Origin of the sequence: Streptomyces sp. NPDC048496, assembly GCF_043200055.1 — a bacterium.
In the GTDB taxonomy this organism is placed as follows: domain Bacteria; phylum Actinomycetota; class Actinomycetes; order Streptomycetales; family Streptomycetaceae; genus Streptomyces.
In genome coordinates this window covers 35,582-49,933 of sequence record NZ_JBICXB010000009.1, presented here as the reverse complement: position 1 = coordinate 49,933, position 14,352 = coordinate 35,582, and the positions used below count along the sequence as shown (strand labels likewise).

Genomic DNA, 14,352 nt, shown 5'->3' with positions numbered 1-14,352 from the left:
ACAACCCCATGATCAAGTCAAGGGTCGTGACAGGGTCCGTAAAAACCGCTGCCGGTACCCCGTCGGGGCACCGGCAGCGGCCAGTTGTCCTGGAACGTCACATTCAGCCCACCAGGCCGTCCGCGAGCTCTTCACTGAGGGTGGATTCCGTCCCCGGGATACCGAGATCCTGGGCCCGCTTGTCGGCCATGGCCAGGAGCCGGCGGATCCGACCGGCGACCGCGTCCTTCGTCAGCGGCGGGTCGGCGAGCGCGCCCAGCTCCTCCAGGGACGCCTGCTTGTGCTCCATGCGCAGCCGTCCGGCCGCCGCGAGGTGCTCGGGCACCTCTTCGCCCAGGATCTCCAGGGCACGCCCCACGCGGGCACCCGCGGCCACCGCGGCCCGCGCGGAGCGGCGCAGATTGGCGTCGTCGAAGTTGGCCAGCCGGTTGGCGGTGGCGCGGACCTCGCGGCGCATCCGCCGCTCCTCCCAGGCCAGCACCGACTCATGGGCGCCGAGCCGGGTGAGCAGGGCACCGATCGCGTCGCCGTCGCGGACGACGACCCGGTCGACGCCGCGCACCTCGCGTGCCTTCGCCGCGATGGAGAGCCTGCGGGCCGCGCCGACCAGCGCGAGCGCCGCCTCCGGGCCCGGGCAGGTCACCTCCAGCGAGGAGGAGCGGCCCGGCTCGGTGAGCGAGCCGTGGGCCAGGAAGGCCCCGCGCCAGGCGGCCTCGGCATCGCAGGTGGCCCCCGAGACCACCTGCGGCGGCAGACCGCGGATCGGACGGCCGCGGCCGTCCACCAGGCCGGTCTGGCGGGCCAGCTGGTCGCCGCCCGCCACCACCCGTACGACATAGCGGGAGCCGCGCCGCAGACCGCCGGGGGCCATCACGATCAGCTCCGAGCTGTGCCCGAAGATCTCGAGAATGTCCCGCTTCAGCCGGCGTGCCGCCATAGCGGTGTCCAGCTCCGCCTCGATCACAATCCGGCCACTCACCAGGTGCAGCCCGCCCGCGAACCGAAGAATCGCCGAAACCTCTGCCTTCCTGCAGCAGGTCCGGGTCACGGGAAGCCGAGAGATTTCGTCCTTCACCGCTGGCGTCATCGCCATGGGCCGATCCTTCCATGCATCCGAAAAATACGGTCGTACGCGGCGGCCAACAGCTCCGGATCATGGATCGGAACGCCGTCGGGTGAGGCCACCGGCGCCAGCTCGACCGCGGCACCGAGCCGCTTGGCGGCTTCGGCGAGTGGCTCGCGATCGGGCACGGCGGCTTCGTCGGCCAGCACCACGTCCAGGGCGAGTTTAGGGGCGTGTCGTCCCAAAACCTCCAAATGACGCTGCGGAGAGAAGCCATCAGTTTCACCGGGTTGCGGTGCGAGGTTGAGCGAGAGGACCTTGCGGGCCTTCGTCACGACGAGCGCGTCGAGCAGTTCCGGTACGAGCAGATGCGGGATCACCGAGGAGAACCACGATCCCGGGCCGAGCACCACCCAGTCCGCGTCCAGGACCGCCTCGACCGCCTCCGGGACGGCCGGCGGGTCGTTCGGGACGAGGTGCACGGACTGCACCTCACCGGGGGTGAGCGCCACCGTCGCCTGGCCGCGCACCGTGTCCACGTCGTCCGGCCGGGCCGGGTCGTGGCCCCGTACGAGCGCCTGGAGCTCCAGCGGCACGGCGGACATGGGCAGCACCCGGCCGTGCGCGCCGAGGAGCTTGCCGACCAGGTCCAGGGCCTGCACATGATCGCCGAGCTGCTCCCACAGGGCGACGATCAGCAGATTGCCGACCGCGTGCTCGTGCAGATCGCCCTTGGACTGGAAGCGGTGCTGGATGACCTGGGCCCAGGTCTGGCCCCAGTCGTCGTCGCCGCAGAGCGCGGCGAGCGCCTTCCGGAGGTCGCCGGGCGGCAGGACGCCGAGCTCCTCGCGGAGCCGGCCGCTGGAGCCGCCGTCGTCGGCGACCGTGACCACGGCGGTGAGATCACCGGTGATCCGGCGCAGCGCCGCGAGCGACGCGGACAGGCCCATGCCGCCGCCGAGGGCGACGACCTTGGGTTGCTGGGCGCCGCGCTTGCGGGCGGAGAGCGCGGAGGTGGCTCTGCGCAGCCGCCGCAGGCGCAGATTACGACTGGTCACTCGCGCCCCATGTCCCGGTGGACGAGGACGGTCTCGATCCCTTCGGTGGCGAGCCGCGCGGCGAGCTTCTCCGACATCGCGACGGAGCGGTGCTTGCCGCCCGTGCAGCCGACGGCGATCGTCACATAGCGCTTGCCCTCGCGGCGGTAGCCCGCGGCGACGAGCTGCAGCAGCTCGGTGTACTGGTTGAGGAACTCCTTGGCGCCCGGTTGGTCGAAGACGTACGCCGACACCTCCTCGTTGAGCCCGGTGAACGGGCGCAGCTCCGGGACCCAGTGCGGGTTGGGCAGGAAGCGGCAGTCCACCACCAGGTCGGCGTCGACCGGCAGGCCGTACTTGAAGCCGAACGACATCACCGTGGCGCGCAGCTCCGGCTCCTCGTCGCCGGCGAACTGGGCGTCCATCTTGGCGCGCAGCTCGTGCACGTTGAGGCTGGAGGTGTCGATCACCAGGTCGGCGTCGCCGCGCAGCTCGCGCAGCAGGTCGCGCTCGGCCGCGATGCCGTCGACGATGCGGCCGTCACCCTGGAGGGGGTGCGGGCGGCGGACCGATTCGAAGCGGCGGACCAGCGCGTCGTCGGAGGACTCCAGGAAGACGATCCGCCGAGTGACGTGCTTGGCCTCGAGGTCGGCGAGGGATTCCCGGAGGTTGTCGAAGAAGCGGCGACCGCGCACGTCGACGACGACGGCGATCCGGGCCACATTGCCCTGCGACCGGGCGCCCAGCTCCACCATGGTGGGGATCAGCGCGGGCGGCAGGTTGTCGACGACGAACCAGCCGAGGTCCTCCAGACATTTGGCGGCGGTGGACCGCCCGGCGCCCGACATACCGGAGATGATCACCAGCTCGGGGATGGCCGCAGTGGCATCGCCCATCTCGATCGTGGTGCCCGTACTCACGTGTCCTGCTCCGTCTGCTCGGTCTGTGCGGTCGTGCGCGCGCTCTTGCTCGTACTGCTGCTCGTGCTGGTTCTGCTGATTGTGCTCTTGTTCCTGCTCGTGCTCAGTCATGTTGCGCTGCCCCCGTCGTCCTCTTCAATGATCTCTCCTGTCGCCGTGTTCACGGCGGGCGCGGCCGGGGCGGCCGAGGCGAGGGCGGCAGCCACTGATTCCGCCGTCCTGCGGCCTATTCCCGGAACCTCGCAGATCTCGTCGATTGTCGCGTGCTTCAGCTTCTTCACGGAGCCGAAATGCTTGATCAACGCCTGCTTCCTGGTCTCGCCGAGTCCGGCGACCGCATCGAGAGGGCTGGAGCGGATGCGCTTGGCCCGCTTGGCGCGCTGGTAGGTGATGGCGAAGCGGTGGGCCTCGTCGCGGACGCGCTGCAGGAGGTAGAGGCCCTCACTGGAGCGGGGCAGGACCACGGGGTCGTCGTCGTCGTCGGGCAGCCAGACCTCTTCGAGACGCTTGGCGAGGCCGCAGACGGCGATGTCGTCGATCCCCAGCTCGTCGAGGGCCCGTTTGGCCGCGGCGACCTGCGGCTGGCCGCCGTCGACCACCACGAGCTGCGGCGGGTAGGCGAACCGCTTGGGGCGGCCGTCGTCCTCACGGGACTCGTTCTCGAAGGGGCCGGCATCGGAGGCTTCCGGGGCCGGGACGGCTCCGGTGGGAGCGGGGATCTCCTCCCACTCCCCGGTCCGTTCCTTCTCCTGCAGGTACCGCTTGAAGCGGCGGCCGATCACCTCGTGCATCGAGCGGACGTCGTCCTGGCCCTCGAAGCCCTTGATCTGGAAGCGGCGGTACTCGCTCTTGCGAGCCAGACCGTCCTCGAAGACGACCATGGAGGCGACCACGTCGTCGCCCTGGAGATGGGAGATGTCGAAGCACTCGATGCGCAGCGGAGCCGTATCGAGGCCGAGCGCCTCGGTGATCTCCTCCAGGGCGCGGGAGCGGGTCGTCAGATCGGAGGCGCGCTTGGTCTTGTGCAGCCCCAGGGCCTGCTGGGCGTTGCGCTGGACCGTCACCATCAGGTCCTTCTTGTCGCCGCGCTGCGGGATGCGCAGGCTGACCTGGGAGCCCCGGCGGCCGGCGAGCCACTGGGAGACCGCTTCCGGGTCCTCCGGAAGGGCTGGGACGAGGACCTCCTTGGGGACGGAGTCGCCCGTCTCCTCCCCGTACAGCTGCTGCAGGGCGTGCTCGACGAGGCTCGAGGTGTCGACCGCCTCGACCTTGTCGGTGACCCAGCCGCGCTGTCCGCGCACCCGGCCGCCGCGGACGTGGAAGATCTGCACGGCGGCCTCCAGCTCGTCCTCTGCGAGAGCGATCAGGTCGGCGTCGGTGGCGTCGGCGAGGACGACGGCGCTCTTCTCCATGGCCCGCTTGAGGGCCTCCACGTCGTCGCGGAGCCGGGCCGCCCGCTCGTACTCCATCTCCTCGGCCGCCGCCATCATGTCCTTCTCCAGGCGGCGGATGTACGTGCCCGTGCGGCCGGCCATGAAGTCGCAGAAATCGTCCGCAAGTTCGCGGTGTTCCTCGGGGGTGACCCGGCCGACGCAGGGCGCCGAGCACTTGCCGATGTAGCCGAGGAGGCAGGGGCGGCCGGTCCGCGCGGCGTTCCTGAAGACACCTGCGGAGCACGTGCGTACGGGAAAGACCCGGAGCATCAGGTCGACGGTCTCGCGGATCGCCCAGGCGTGCCCGTACGGACCGAAGTAGCGCACGCCCTTCTTCTTGGCACCGCGCATGACCTGCACGCGCGGGAACTCCTCGTTGAGCGTGACCGCGAGGTACGGATAGCTCTTGTCGTCCCGGTACTTGACGTTGAACCGGGGGTCGTACTCCTTGATCCAGGAGTACTCCAGCTGGAGCGCCTCGACCTCGGTGGCGACGACGGTCCACTCGACGGAGGCGGCCGTGGTGACCATCGTGCGCGTACGGGGGTGGAGGTTGGCCAGGTCCTGGAAGTAGTTGGCCAGGCGCTGGCGCAGGCTCTTCGCTTTCCCGACGTAGATCACCCGGCGGTGCTCGTCGCGGAATCTGTAGACCCCCGGGGAGTCGGGGATCTGTCCCGGCTTGGGGCGGTAGCTGGAGGGGTCTGCCATGGCTCCCACCCTACTTGCGGGCAGTGACAGTGCGGTGACGTCCGGGGTGATGCGGTGCTCCGGGGCACGGGTTGAGGGAGCGCGCCGCGGGGCACGGGGGCAGCGGGTGCCCGTGGCGGTGGTGTTGCCGGTGGCGGCGGCTGTGCGGCGCGTCCTCGCCGCACAGGACCAGCACCGCGAGGTCGCCCGTGCCGTCGGGGAGCTTGCGGGCTCCCTCGGTGGCGTACCGCGTCCCGTCGTCGCCGGTGGCGATGTTCACCACCTGCCGGGCGCCGGACGTCCCCGCCTCGGGGACGGTCCGGAGGACGCCTTGGGGGCGACCCGGCCCGGGCGTCGGGCGTCAGGCGTCAGGCGTCAGGACCGGCGATCAGCTTTCCGCCCTCGACCCTGACCGGGACGGAGGGCAGCGGCACGGTCGCCGGACCCTGCACCGCCTTGCCGGTGGTCGTGTCGAAGCGGCTGCCGTGGCACGGGCAGTTCCCCTCGTTGTCCTCCACCTTGTCCAGCAGGCAGCCCGCGTGGGTGCACTGAGCGCTGAACGCCTTGAACTCACCCTTGGCCGGGCAGCTGACGACGACCCGCTGCTCGCGGTAGAGCTTGGACCCGCCGACCGGCACCTCGTCCGGGGAGCCGAGCTCGACAGGAGCGGTGGGGGTCGGCGTCTGAGCGTGCCCGAGCTTCGATTCGGTCGAACAGGCGGCCACTCCCAGCCCGGCGACACCGGCGAGAGCGGCACCCTTCAGCACGGTACGGCGGGCGGCGGGCTGGCCGGACATGCGGACTCCACGAGGTGAGAGGGGTGGGACGAAAAGGGGGCGTCGGACAGACGCCGGGTGCACCAGGGGTACCGAAAGGCACCCGGGGCACCACCGGCATCAGTGGCAGAACCGACGATACCGGCGGAGACGGGCGGCCCTGCGGCCGGGCCGGTCGTGGACGGTCATGCCTGGTTCAGGGCTGGTCGCGACCACGCCTGAGCAGGCATGACCGACCCACAGCGGCCGGCGCGGGCCGGGTCGGCGATAGTGGGCCGGGCCACCCGCGCCGAGCGGCAGCAGGCGGCCAAGCGGTAGCAAACCGTCGCCGGCTGTGGCCGCCCGCGAGGTGACGGCTGCCCGCCTGTCGGCCGGGAGCCGTCACCTCGACGCGCCGCGCGTCAGGCCTTGCGCGCCCGGGTCGTCTTCTTCGCCACCGTCGTCTTGGCCGACTTGGCCGCCGCGCTCCCGTCGGCATCCGTCTTGGCCGTCGCCGTCTTCCGCGCAGGGGACGACTTCGCGGCCACCGTCTTCTTCGCGGCCGTCCTCCGCACCGGCTTCCGCGCCGCGGGCACCGCCGCCTCGCTCACCCGGTCCGCGTCCAGGATGCCCTGGAGGAACTTGCCCGTGTGGCTCGCCGGAACCGTCGCGACCAGTTCCGGCGTGCCCTCGGCGATCACCAGGCCACCGCCGCTGCCGCCCTCGGGACCCATGTCGATGACCCAGTCCGCGGTCTTGATGACATCGAGGTTGTGCTCGATGACGATCACCGAGTTGCCCTTGTCGACCAGTCCGGACAACACCTTGATGAGCTTGCTGATGTCCTCGAAGTGCAGTCCGGTGGTCGGCTCGTCCAGGACGTAGACCGTGCGGCCGGTGGAGCGCTTCTGGAGTTCGCTCGCGAGCTTCACGCGCTGCGCCTCACCGCCGGAGAGCGTCGGCGCGGACTGGCCGAGCCTGACGTATCCGAGGCCCACCTCGTGGAGCGTACGGAGATGGCGGGCGATCGTCGGGACGGCCTCGAAGAACTCCAGGCCCTCCTCGATCGGCATGTCCAGCACCTCGGCGATCGACTTGCCCTTGTAGTGGACCTCCAGCGTCTCCCGGTTGTACCGCGCCCCGTGGCAGACCTCGCACGGGACGTACACGTCCGGCAGGAAGTTCATCTCGATCTTGATCGTGCCGTCGCCGGAGCAGTTCTCGCAGCGGCCGCCCTTGACATTGAAGGAGAAGCGGCCCGGCAGATAGCCGCGCACCTTCGCCTCCATCGTCTCGGCGAACAGCTTGCGGACGTGGTCGAAGACGCCGGTGTACGTCGCCGGGTTGGACCGGGGCGTACGGCCGATCGGCGACTGGTCGACGTGTACCACCTTGTCGACCAGGTCGTCGCCGTCGACCCGGGTGTGCCGCCCGGGGACCGACTTGGCGCCGTTCAGCTCGCGCGCCAGGTGGGTGTAGAGGATGTCGTTGACCAGGGTCGACTTCCCCGACCCCGAGACTCCGGTGACGGCCGTGAGCACCCCGAGCGGGAAGGAGACGTCGATGTCCTGGAGGTTGTTCTCCCGGGCTCCGTGCACCGTGAGCCTGCGCGTCGGGTCGACCGGGCGCCGGATGTCGGGCATCGCGATGGCCTTCTTGCCGACCAGATACTGGCCGGTGATCGACTCGTCGTTGCCGAGCAGCTCCTTGAGCGAGCCGGAGTGGACCACCTTGCCGCCGTGCTCACCGGCGCCGGGGCCGATGTCGACGACCCAGTCGGCGACCTTGATGGTGTCCTCGTCGTGCTCGACGACGATGAGCGTGTTGCCCATGTCACGGAGCCGGACCAGCGTCTCGATCAGCCGGTGGTTGTCGCGCTGATGCAGGCCGATGGACGGCTCGTCCAGCACGTACAGCACGCCGACGAGTCCGGAGCCGATCTGGGTGGCGAGCCGGATGCGCTGCGCCTCGCCTCCGGACAGAGTGCCTGCCGCGCGGTTCAGCGAGAGATAGTCGAGGCCGACGTCGACGAGGAACTTCAGCCGCTCGTTGACCTCCTTGAGCACCCGCTCGGCGATCTTCTTGTCGCGGGCGTTCAGCTTCATCCGGCCGAGGAATTCGGCGCACTCGCTGATGGACATCGCGGCGACCTGGGCGATGGACTTCTCCATCACCGTGACCGCGAGGACGATCGGCTTCAGCCTGGTGCCCTCACAGGTCGGGCAGGGCACCTCGCGCATATAGCCCTCGAAGCGCTCCCTGCTGGAGTCGCTCTCGGCGTCGGAGTGCCGCCGCTTGACGAACTGCACCGCGCCCTCGAAGGCCGGGGTGGTGTACGCGCGCTCACGCCCGTACCGGTTGCGGTAGCGGACCTCGGTCTGGATCTTGTGGCCGAAGAGCAGGGCCTTCCTGGCCCGCTGAGGCAGCCCGGCCCACGGGATGTCCGTACGGAATCCGAGGGCTGTGGCGAGCGCGTCGATCTGCCGCCCGAAGTACTCCTTGGTGTGGCCGTGCGACCAGGGGTGGATCGCGCCCTCGTCGAGGGACTTCTCCTCGTCGGGGACGATCAGCTCCGGGTCGACCTCCATCCGTGTACCGATGCCCGTGCAGTCGGGGCAGGCGCCGAAGGGGGAGTTGAAGGAGAAGGAGCGCGGCTCCAGCTCTTCGAAGGAGAGGTCGTCGTAAGGGCAGTAGAGGTGCTCGGAGTACATCCGCTCACGCTCGGGGTCGTCCTCGGGGAGGTCGACGAAGTCGAGCACGATCATGCCGCCGGAGAGCCCGAGCGCGGTCTCGACCGAGTCGGTCAGCCGGCGCTTGGCGCTGTCCTTCACCGTGAGACGGTCGATGACCACCTCGATGGTGTGCTTCTCCTGCTTCTTCAGCGCGGGCGGCTCGGAGAGGTGGATGGTCTCGCCGTCGACCCGGGCCCTGCTGTAGCCCTTGGTCTGCAGATCTGCGAAGAGGTCGACGAACTCGCCCTTGCGCTCGCGCACCAGCGGCGACAGAACCTGGAAGCGGCTGCCCTCGGGCAGGCCGAGCACCTTGTCGACGATGGCCTGCGGCGACTGGCGGGAGATGGGGCGGGAGCACTCGGGGCAGTGCGGCTTGCCGATCCGGGCGAAGAGCAGCCGGAGGTAGTCGTACACCTCGGTGATCGTGCCGACCGTCGAGCGCGGGTTGCGCGAGGTCGACTTCTGGTCGATGGAGACGGCGGGCGACAGACCCTCGATGAAATCGACGTCCGGCTTGTCCATCTGGCCGAGAAACTGCCGGGCGTACGAGGAGAGCGACTCCACGTACCGGCGCTGGCCCTCGGCGAAGATCGTGTCGAACGCGAGAGACGACTTGCCCGACCCGGAGAGCCCGGTGAAGACGATGAGGGAGTCGCGGGGAAGGTCGAGCGAGACGTTCTTGAGGTTGTGCTCGCGAGCGCCACGGACGATGAGACGGTCGGTCACGCCGGTCCGCACCTTTCTAGAGAGAAATGGGGGAACTGAGCCCCTGTCCCAGGGTATGGGGGGCGCCACAGCGGTGTACGAAGCTTTTTCGACTCCGAGCGTATAGCACGCGCATTCGATTTACGGACGGTCGACGACTCCTTCACCCGAACGAGTGCCGAGGCTAGGCTCGGCCGCATGATTGATCACGCACACGACCTGGCAGCCGTACGTGAAGCGACGGATCGGTTCCTCGGCGCGACGGTGAAACTGGACGACGTCACCGCCGCCGAACCGTCACGGCTGCCCGGCTGGAGCCGGGGCCATGTCCTTGCACACCTTTCCCGTAACGCCGACGCGCTCGTAAATGTTCTCCAGGGCCGTCCCATGTACGCAGACAGCGAAACCCGCGAGCGGGACATCGAGCGCGACGCAACGCGGCCGCTCACCGAACAGCTGGCCGACCTGCGCGAGAGCGCGGCCCGCTTGCTGGCCGCCGCCGAGGAGCCGGCCGACTGGTCCCGCACCATCACGATGCGCAACGGCGTCACCGACTCCGCCTCCCGGGTCCCCTTCCGCCGCTGGGTCGAGGTCGAGCTGCACCATGTCGACCTGGGAATCGGCTACGAGCTCGAGGACCTTCCGGACGAATTCGTGGCCCGTGAGATCGACTTCCTCGCGGAGCGGTTCGGCCGTCACCCGGAGGTCGTCTCCACGGGTCTGGCCACCGACGACGGCCGGATCTGGGCCACGGGTGGCGGCGCCGAGGGCCCGGCCGTCGCGGTCCGCGGCCCGGCGCCGGAGCTGCTCGGCTGGCTCGCCGGCCGCCGCGACGGCTCGGTGCTGAAGGTCGACGGCGGCCCCCTCCCCGTACTGCCGCCGCTATAGGCTGAGACGTATGACGTACAGCGGAGCGGTCAAGGTCGGCGGACGTGCGGATGTACACGAGTTGACGGACCTGATGATCTCCAAGGTCGCCGTCGGCCCGATGAACAACAACGCGTATCTGCTGCGCTGCCGGGCCACCGGCGAGCAGCTCCTGATCGACGCGGCCGCCGAGGCCCCCACCCTGCTGCGGCTGATCGGTGACGACTCCATCGCGTCCGTCGTCACCACCCATCGGCACGGCGACCACTGGCAGGCGCTGGGCGAGGTGGTGGCGGCCACCGGTGCGCTCACCTATGCGGGGCGGTACGACGCCGAGGGCATCCCGGTCCCGACCGATGTGCTGGTCGACGACGACGACACGATCCGGGTGGGGCAGGTCGCCCTGACCGCGCGCCATCTGGTCGGTCACACCCCGGGCTCCATCGCGCTGGTCTACGACGACCCGCACGGCGCCCCGCATCTGTTCACCGGGGACTGCCTCTTCCCCGGCGGGGTCGGCAATACCCACAAGGACCCTGAGGCGTTCGCGAGCCTGCTCCACGACGTGGAGACCAAGCTCTTCGACGTGCTGCCCGACGAGACCTGGGTCTATCCGGGCCACGGCCACGACACGACGCTCGGCGACGAACGTCCGCGGCTGCCCGAGTGGCGCGCCCGCGGCTGGTGACACGAGAGTGCGGGTGAGCGGTCGCACCGCCCACCCGCACCGCCGCATCAGGCCTCGGTGCGGGAACTCTTCTCCGTCTCACGGTCGGCCTCGGCCGCGGCCTGCTTCTTGTTGGCGAGGAGGCTGGTGATCGTGGCGATCACCAGCACGCCGCAGATGACGCCGAGCGAGACCGGGATCGAGATCTCGGGGACATGCACCCCGGACTCGTGCAGGGCGTGCAGCACCAGCTTGACGCCGATGAAGCCGAGGATGACCGAGAGCCCGTAGCTGAGGTGGACCAGCTTCTTCAGCAGACCGCCGATGAGGAAGTACAACTGCCGCAGCCCCATCAGGGCGAAGGCGTTGGCGGTGAAGACGATGTACGGGTCCTGGGTCAGCCCGAAGATCGCGGGGATGGAGTCCAGCGCGAACAGCACATCGGTGGTGCCGATGGCGAGCATGACGACCATCAGCGGGGTCAGGACGCGCTTGCCGTTGTTCCTGATGAAGAGCTTGGTGCCGTGGTACCTGTCGGCGACACCGAAGCGGCGTTCGATCGACTTGAGGAGACGGTTCTCCTCGAAGTCGTCCTCCTCCTCACCGGCCCGCGCCTCCTGGATGAGCTTCCAGGCGGTGTAGATCAGGAACGCGCCGAAGATGTAGAAGGCCCACGAGAAGTTGGCGATGACCGCGGCGCCCGCGGCGATGAAGATCGCTCGCAGAACCAGCGCGATCAGCACGCCGACCAGCAGCACGCGCTGCTGGAGATGGGACGGCACCGAGAACTTCGCCATGATCAGGACGAAGACGAAGAGGTTGTCCACGCTGAGCGACTTCTCGGTGATGAAGCCGGCGAAGAACTCGCCCGATGCCTGGCTCTCGCCGAACGCGAGCAGGCCGAGTCCGAAGAGCACGGCCAGCGCGATCCAGACGATCGTCCAGATTCCGGCTTCCTTCGTCGTCACGTCATGAGACTTGCGCCCGATGAAGAAGTCGACGGCGACAAGGGCTGACAGACCAAGAATGGTCAGCACCCAGAGGGTCCATGAAACGTCCACTGCGCCTCCGGCAGTTCGCTACGGCTACTGATCAGCGTCGTCGCTGCCGGAGGTCTCTTCCACCCGGGTGCACGGGGTGCGCACCACGGGCCGACGCCCCGGGACCGGTCACGGTCCGTACTGACGGGCACGTCACGTATGGGAGTACTCCCCTCCGTTCAAGGAACAGTACAGGGAACACCAAGAAAAGGTAAAGGTCAGGGAAAAGATCTTTCAAAAATGCAGGTCAGAAGTGGTTCGATGAGTCAAGGCCGCCCGCTACGGCGGGCGGCGGCCACCTGGGCGAGCACGTTCTGCAGCACCCGGCTGCCGGGTGGAGTCCTCAGCGGCTCGTATGTCCAGGCATGACCGACCCAGGGATCGGCCAGGTGGTCGTCGGCGACCGGGGTGATCCGCAGCAGGGAGCGCCACAGCGGGTCGAGCACCGGCCCGTACGCGCTCGCGTCCTCCCGGTCCGCGACCATCAGCAGGTGGACGCCGACCGAGGGGCCCTCGTCCGCGAGGTAGCGCAGCTGGGTGACGGCCCGGTCGTCGAAGCCGTGCGGGAAGTCGTTGACGATCAACAACTGCTCGGCGGTGTCCAGGTCCGGCGGGAGCGCATCGGCGGCGCCGGCCCGGATCGCCATCTGTACGAGGTCGACGCGCCGGGTGAGGTGGGCGAGGACCGAGGCCACTCCCCCGGCGCCGGTGGCAACCGGGTACGGGGCGGACGCAGCCGGGGGGCGTGGGTGGTTGACGTCCGTGGGTGGTTTCCACGAGGCGCCGGCGGCGGGGGGCGCGGCGAGCACTCCGGAGTCGACCAGGGGCGCGAGCGCCGCTGTGGCCGAGCCCGCGGGGTCGATGACATGGACGGAGAACTCGTCCGCCGGGTAGACGGCGAGCAGCCGGGCCGCGTGCGCGACGGCGTTCTCCATGGCGAGGCGGCGGAGCTGGTCCGGACCGGTCAGGGCCGCCGCCTCGGAGGCCGTACGCCCGCTGTCGACCCAGATTCCGCGCTCCAGCGGCAGCCGTACGAGCAGCGGGATGCGCAGGTCGGCGCTCTCGGGCAGATGGAGGTCGCCGATCCGCAGGGCCATGGGGATCTCCATGGGGACGCGGTAGGCGTGCCAGACGGGGTTGTCCCAGCCCGCGTACGCGGCGGGGAGCGCGGGTTCGACGACGGCGGACTCGGCGGCGAGCTGGGCGAGATCGCGGTCGAGCGCCTCGCGGGCCCGGTCGGTGAGCTGGTCGCGCTTGGTGCGGGCCTCCTCGCGGGCCCGGTCGCCCGCTCCACCGATCCGGTTGCGCGGGTCGGACAGGGCCCGGTCGAGCTCCTGGTCCATGCGGGACTCGGCGAAGTCGACGGCGCTGCGGTACGCGGCGGTGGTGCGGGCCAGGTCCTCGAACATGCCCCAGACCTGGTTGTAGAGACGCTCCTCCATGGACCAGCCGGTCGCGTCCCCGGCGACGGGCCGGGCGGGCCGGCCCGGTTCGGCGGGCGGTGCGGTGGGCGGGGGCGGCGGGGGCGCCGCGGACCGGCGGCGCGGGTGTGCGTAGTTGATGGGGCCACTCGTGGCGGGACCCTGGGCGGGCCCCGCGGTGGGGACCGCGCCGCCTGCCGGCCGGGGCTGTGCGGGGCCGGGCAGCGGGGTGGCTGCCGGGGCCGGGTCGCCGATCGGTGCGGCGGAAGGTGGCGCGGGCGCCTGCTGGCCGGAGGCCGCGCCGGCGCGGCGGACCCGGTCGCCTTCCGGGGTGCGGGGCGGGGGCGGCGCCACCGAGCGGTCCATGCCCCGGGCGACCGCCTCATGGACCGACCGGGCCAGCTCCTGCGCACCAGGCACCCCCTGGTCGGCGAGCATCGCGGCGAGACCGTCCGCATAGCCCTGGCCGACCGCGCGGACCTTCCAGGCGCCCTGGCGGCGGTAGAGCTCCAGAGCGGCGACCGCGGACTCGCTGTCGAGACCGGTGAGGGTGAAGGTGGCGATCTCGGTGCCTTCGAGGCCCGTGACAGCGACGAAGGGTGCGGCGGCCGCACCGAACCTGACCGGGCCGCCGACGCCCATGGGCAGCGCCAGCAGCACGGTGACGCGGTGCACCGAGGCGGGCAGGGCGTCGAGGTCGACGGCGAGCCGGTGCTCGGCGGCGGCCTGCTTGGACACTTCGAGTCCGGGCAGCTGGGGCGAGCCCGGGTGGGCGATCCACTCGACGCCGTGCACCGTGCCCTGCTCGTCGCCGAGCGTGGCACCGGCCACGACGGGCGTACCGGCCGATACCCGGATCTCCAGACGGGTCTGGGGCAAGGTGTGGTTCTGCCCCCGGACCAGCTCGGCCGTCATTGCCCTGTCCCCTCGACGAGTTGATGCTGCGCGGTGCGGCGCGGTGCGCTGTCTGTCGGCGTGATGCCGTGGTGCGGTGCCATGCGGGGCAGCTCCCGGCGGCCGTTGCC

General features: G+C 70.2%; 11 protein-coding genes. 2 read left to right on the top strand and 9 right to left on the bottom strand.

The window, feature by feature from the left end; all coding sequences use genetic code 11:
* Nucleotides 1-103: 103 nt before the first annotated feature.
* From whiA to uvrA, 7 genes are all read right to left on the bottom strand, one after another.
* A complete protein-coding gene (gene whiA, locus ACGFSA_RS12360; protein WP_030919772.1) occupies nucleotides 104-1,093 on the bottom strand; it encodes a DNA-binding protein WhiA in 990 nt (329 codons plus the stop codon).
* Nucleotides 1,084-2,121, bottom strand: coding sequence for a uridine diphosphate-N-acetylglucosamine-binding protein YvcK (gene yvcK / locus ACGFSA_RS12355; protein ID WP_393303269.1), 1,038 nt, complete (start codon nucleotides 2,119-2,121; stop codon nucleotides 1,084-1,086). The genes whiA and yvcK overlap by 10 nt, the downstream gene beginning before the upstream one ends.
* Entirely contained in the window at nucleotides 2,118-3,131 is a 1,014-nt protein-coding gene (gene rapZ, locus ACGFSA_RS12350; RefSeq protein ID WP_393303267.1) for an RNase adapter RapZ, read from the bottom strand. The genes yvcK and rapZ overlap by 4 nt, the downstream gene beginning before the upstream one ends.
* On the bottom strand, nucleotides 3,128-5,161 hold the full coding sequence (uvrC, locus tag ACGFSA_RS12345) for an excinuclease ABC subunit UvrC (RefSeq protein WP_393303265.1): 2,034 nt from the start codon (nucleotides 5,159-5,161) through the stop codon (nucleotides 3,128-3,130). The genes rapZ and uvrC overlap by 4 nt, the downstream gene beginning before the upstream one ends.
* A gap of 10 nt (nucleotides 5,162-5,171) precedes the next feature.
* Nucleotides 5,172-5,420: a hypothetical protein gene (locus ACGFSA_RS12340; RefSeq protein WP_393303263.1), complete on the bottom strand. Its 249-nt coding sequence runs from the start codon at nucleotides 5,418-5,420 to the stop codon at nucleotides 5,172-5,174.
* Between the two features lie 88 nt (nucleotides 5,421-5,508).
* On the bottom strand, nucleotides 5,509-5,937 hold the full coding sequence (locus ACGFSA_RS12335; RefSeq protein WP_393303261.1) for a Rieske (2Fe-2S) protein: 429 nt from the start codon (nucleotides 5,935-5,937) through the stop codon (nucleotides 5,509-5,511).
* 380 nt (nucleotides 5,938-6,317) lie between these two features.
* Entirely contained in the window at nucleotides 6,318-9,353 is a 3,036-nt protein-coding gene (gene uvrA, locus ACGFSA_RS12330) for an excinuclease ABC subunit UvrA (RefSeq protein WP_393303259.1), read from the bottom strand.
* A gap of 177 nt (nucleotides 9,354-9,530) precedes the next feature.
* Here uvrA and ACGFSA_RS12325 point away from each other — a divergent pair, with 177 nt between their 5' ends.
* Complete coding sequence (locus tag ACGFSA_RS12325; protein WP_393303257.1) at nucleotides 9,531-10,220, top strand: maleylpyruvate isomerase family mycothiol-dependent enzyme; 690 nt, start codon at nucleotides 9,531-9,533, stop codon at nucleotides 10,218-10,220.
* A gap of 10 nt (nucleotides 10,221-10,230) precedes the next feature.
* Nucleotides 10,231-10,887, top strand: a complete 657-nt coding sequence (locus tag ACGFSA_RS12320) for an MBL fold metallo-hydrolase (RefSeq protein ID WP_393303255.1) — start codon at nucleotides 10,231-10,233, stop codon at nucleotides 10,885-10,887.
* 47 nt (nucleotides 10,888-10,934) lie between these two features.
* Here the strand turns inward: ACGFSA_RS12320 and ACGFSA_RS12315 are convergent, their stop codons facing one another.
* Together ACGFSA_RS12315 and ACGFSA_RS12310 are read right to left on the bottom strand one after the other, a co-directional pair.
* Nucleotides 10,935-11,927, bottom strand: coding sequence for a TerC family protein (locus tag ACGFSA_RS12315; protein ID WP_393303253.1), 993 nt, complete (start codon nucleotides 11,925-11,927; stop codon nucleotides 10,935-10,937).
* Nucleotides 11,928-12,172: 245 nt separating this feature from the next.
* Nucleotides 12,173-14,242: a TerD family protein gene (locus ACGFSA_RS12310; RefSeq protein ID WP_393303251.1), complete on the bottom strand. Its 2,070-nt coding sequence runs from the start codon at nucleotides 14,240-14,242 to the stop codon at nucleotides 12,173-12,175.
* Nucleotides 14,243-14,352 lie beyond the last annotated feature (110 nt).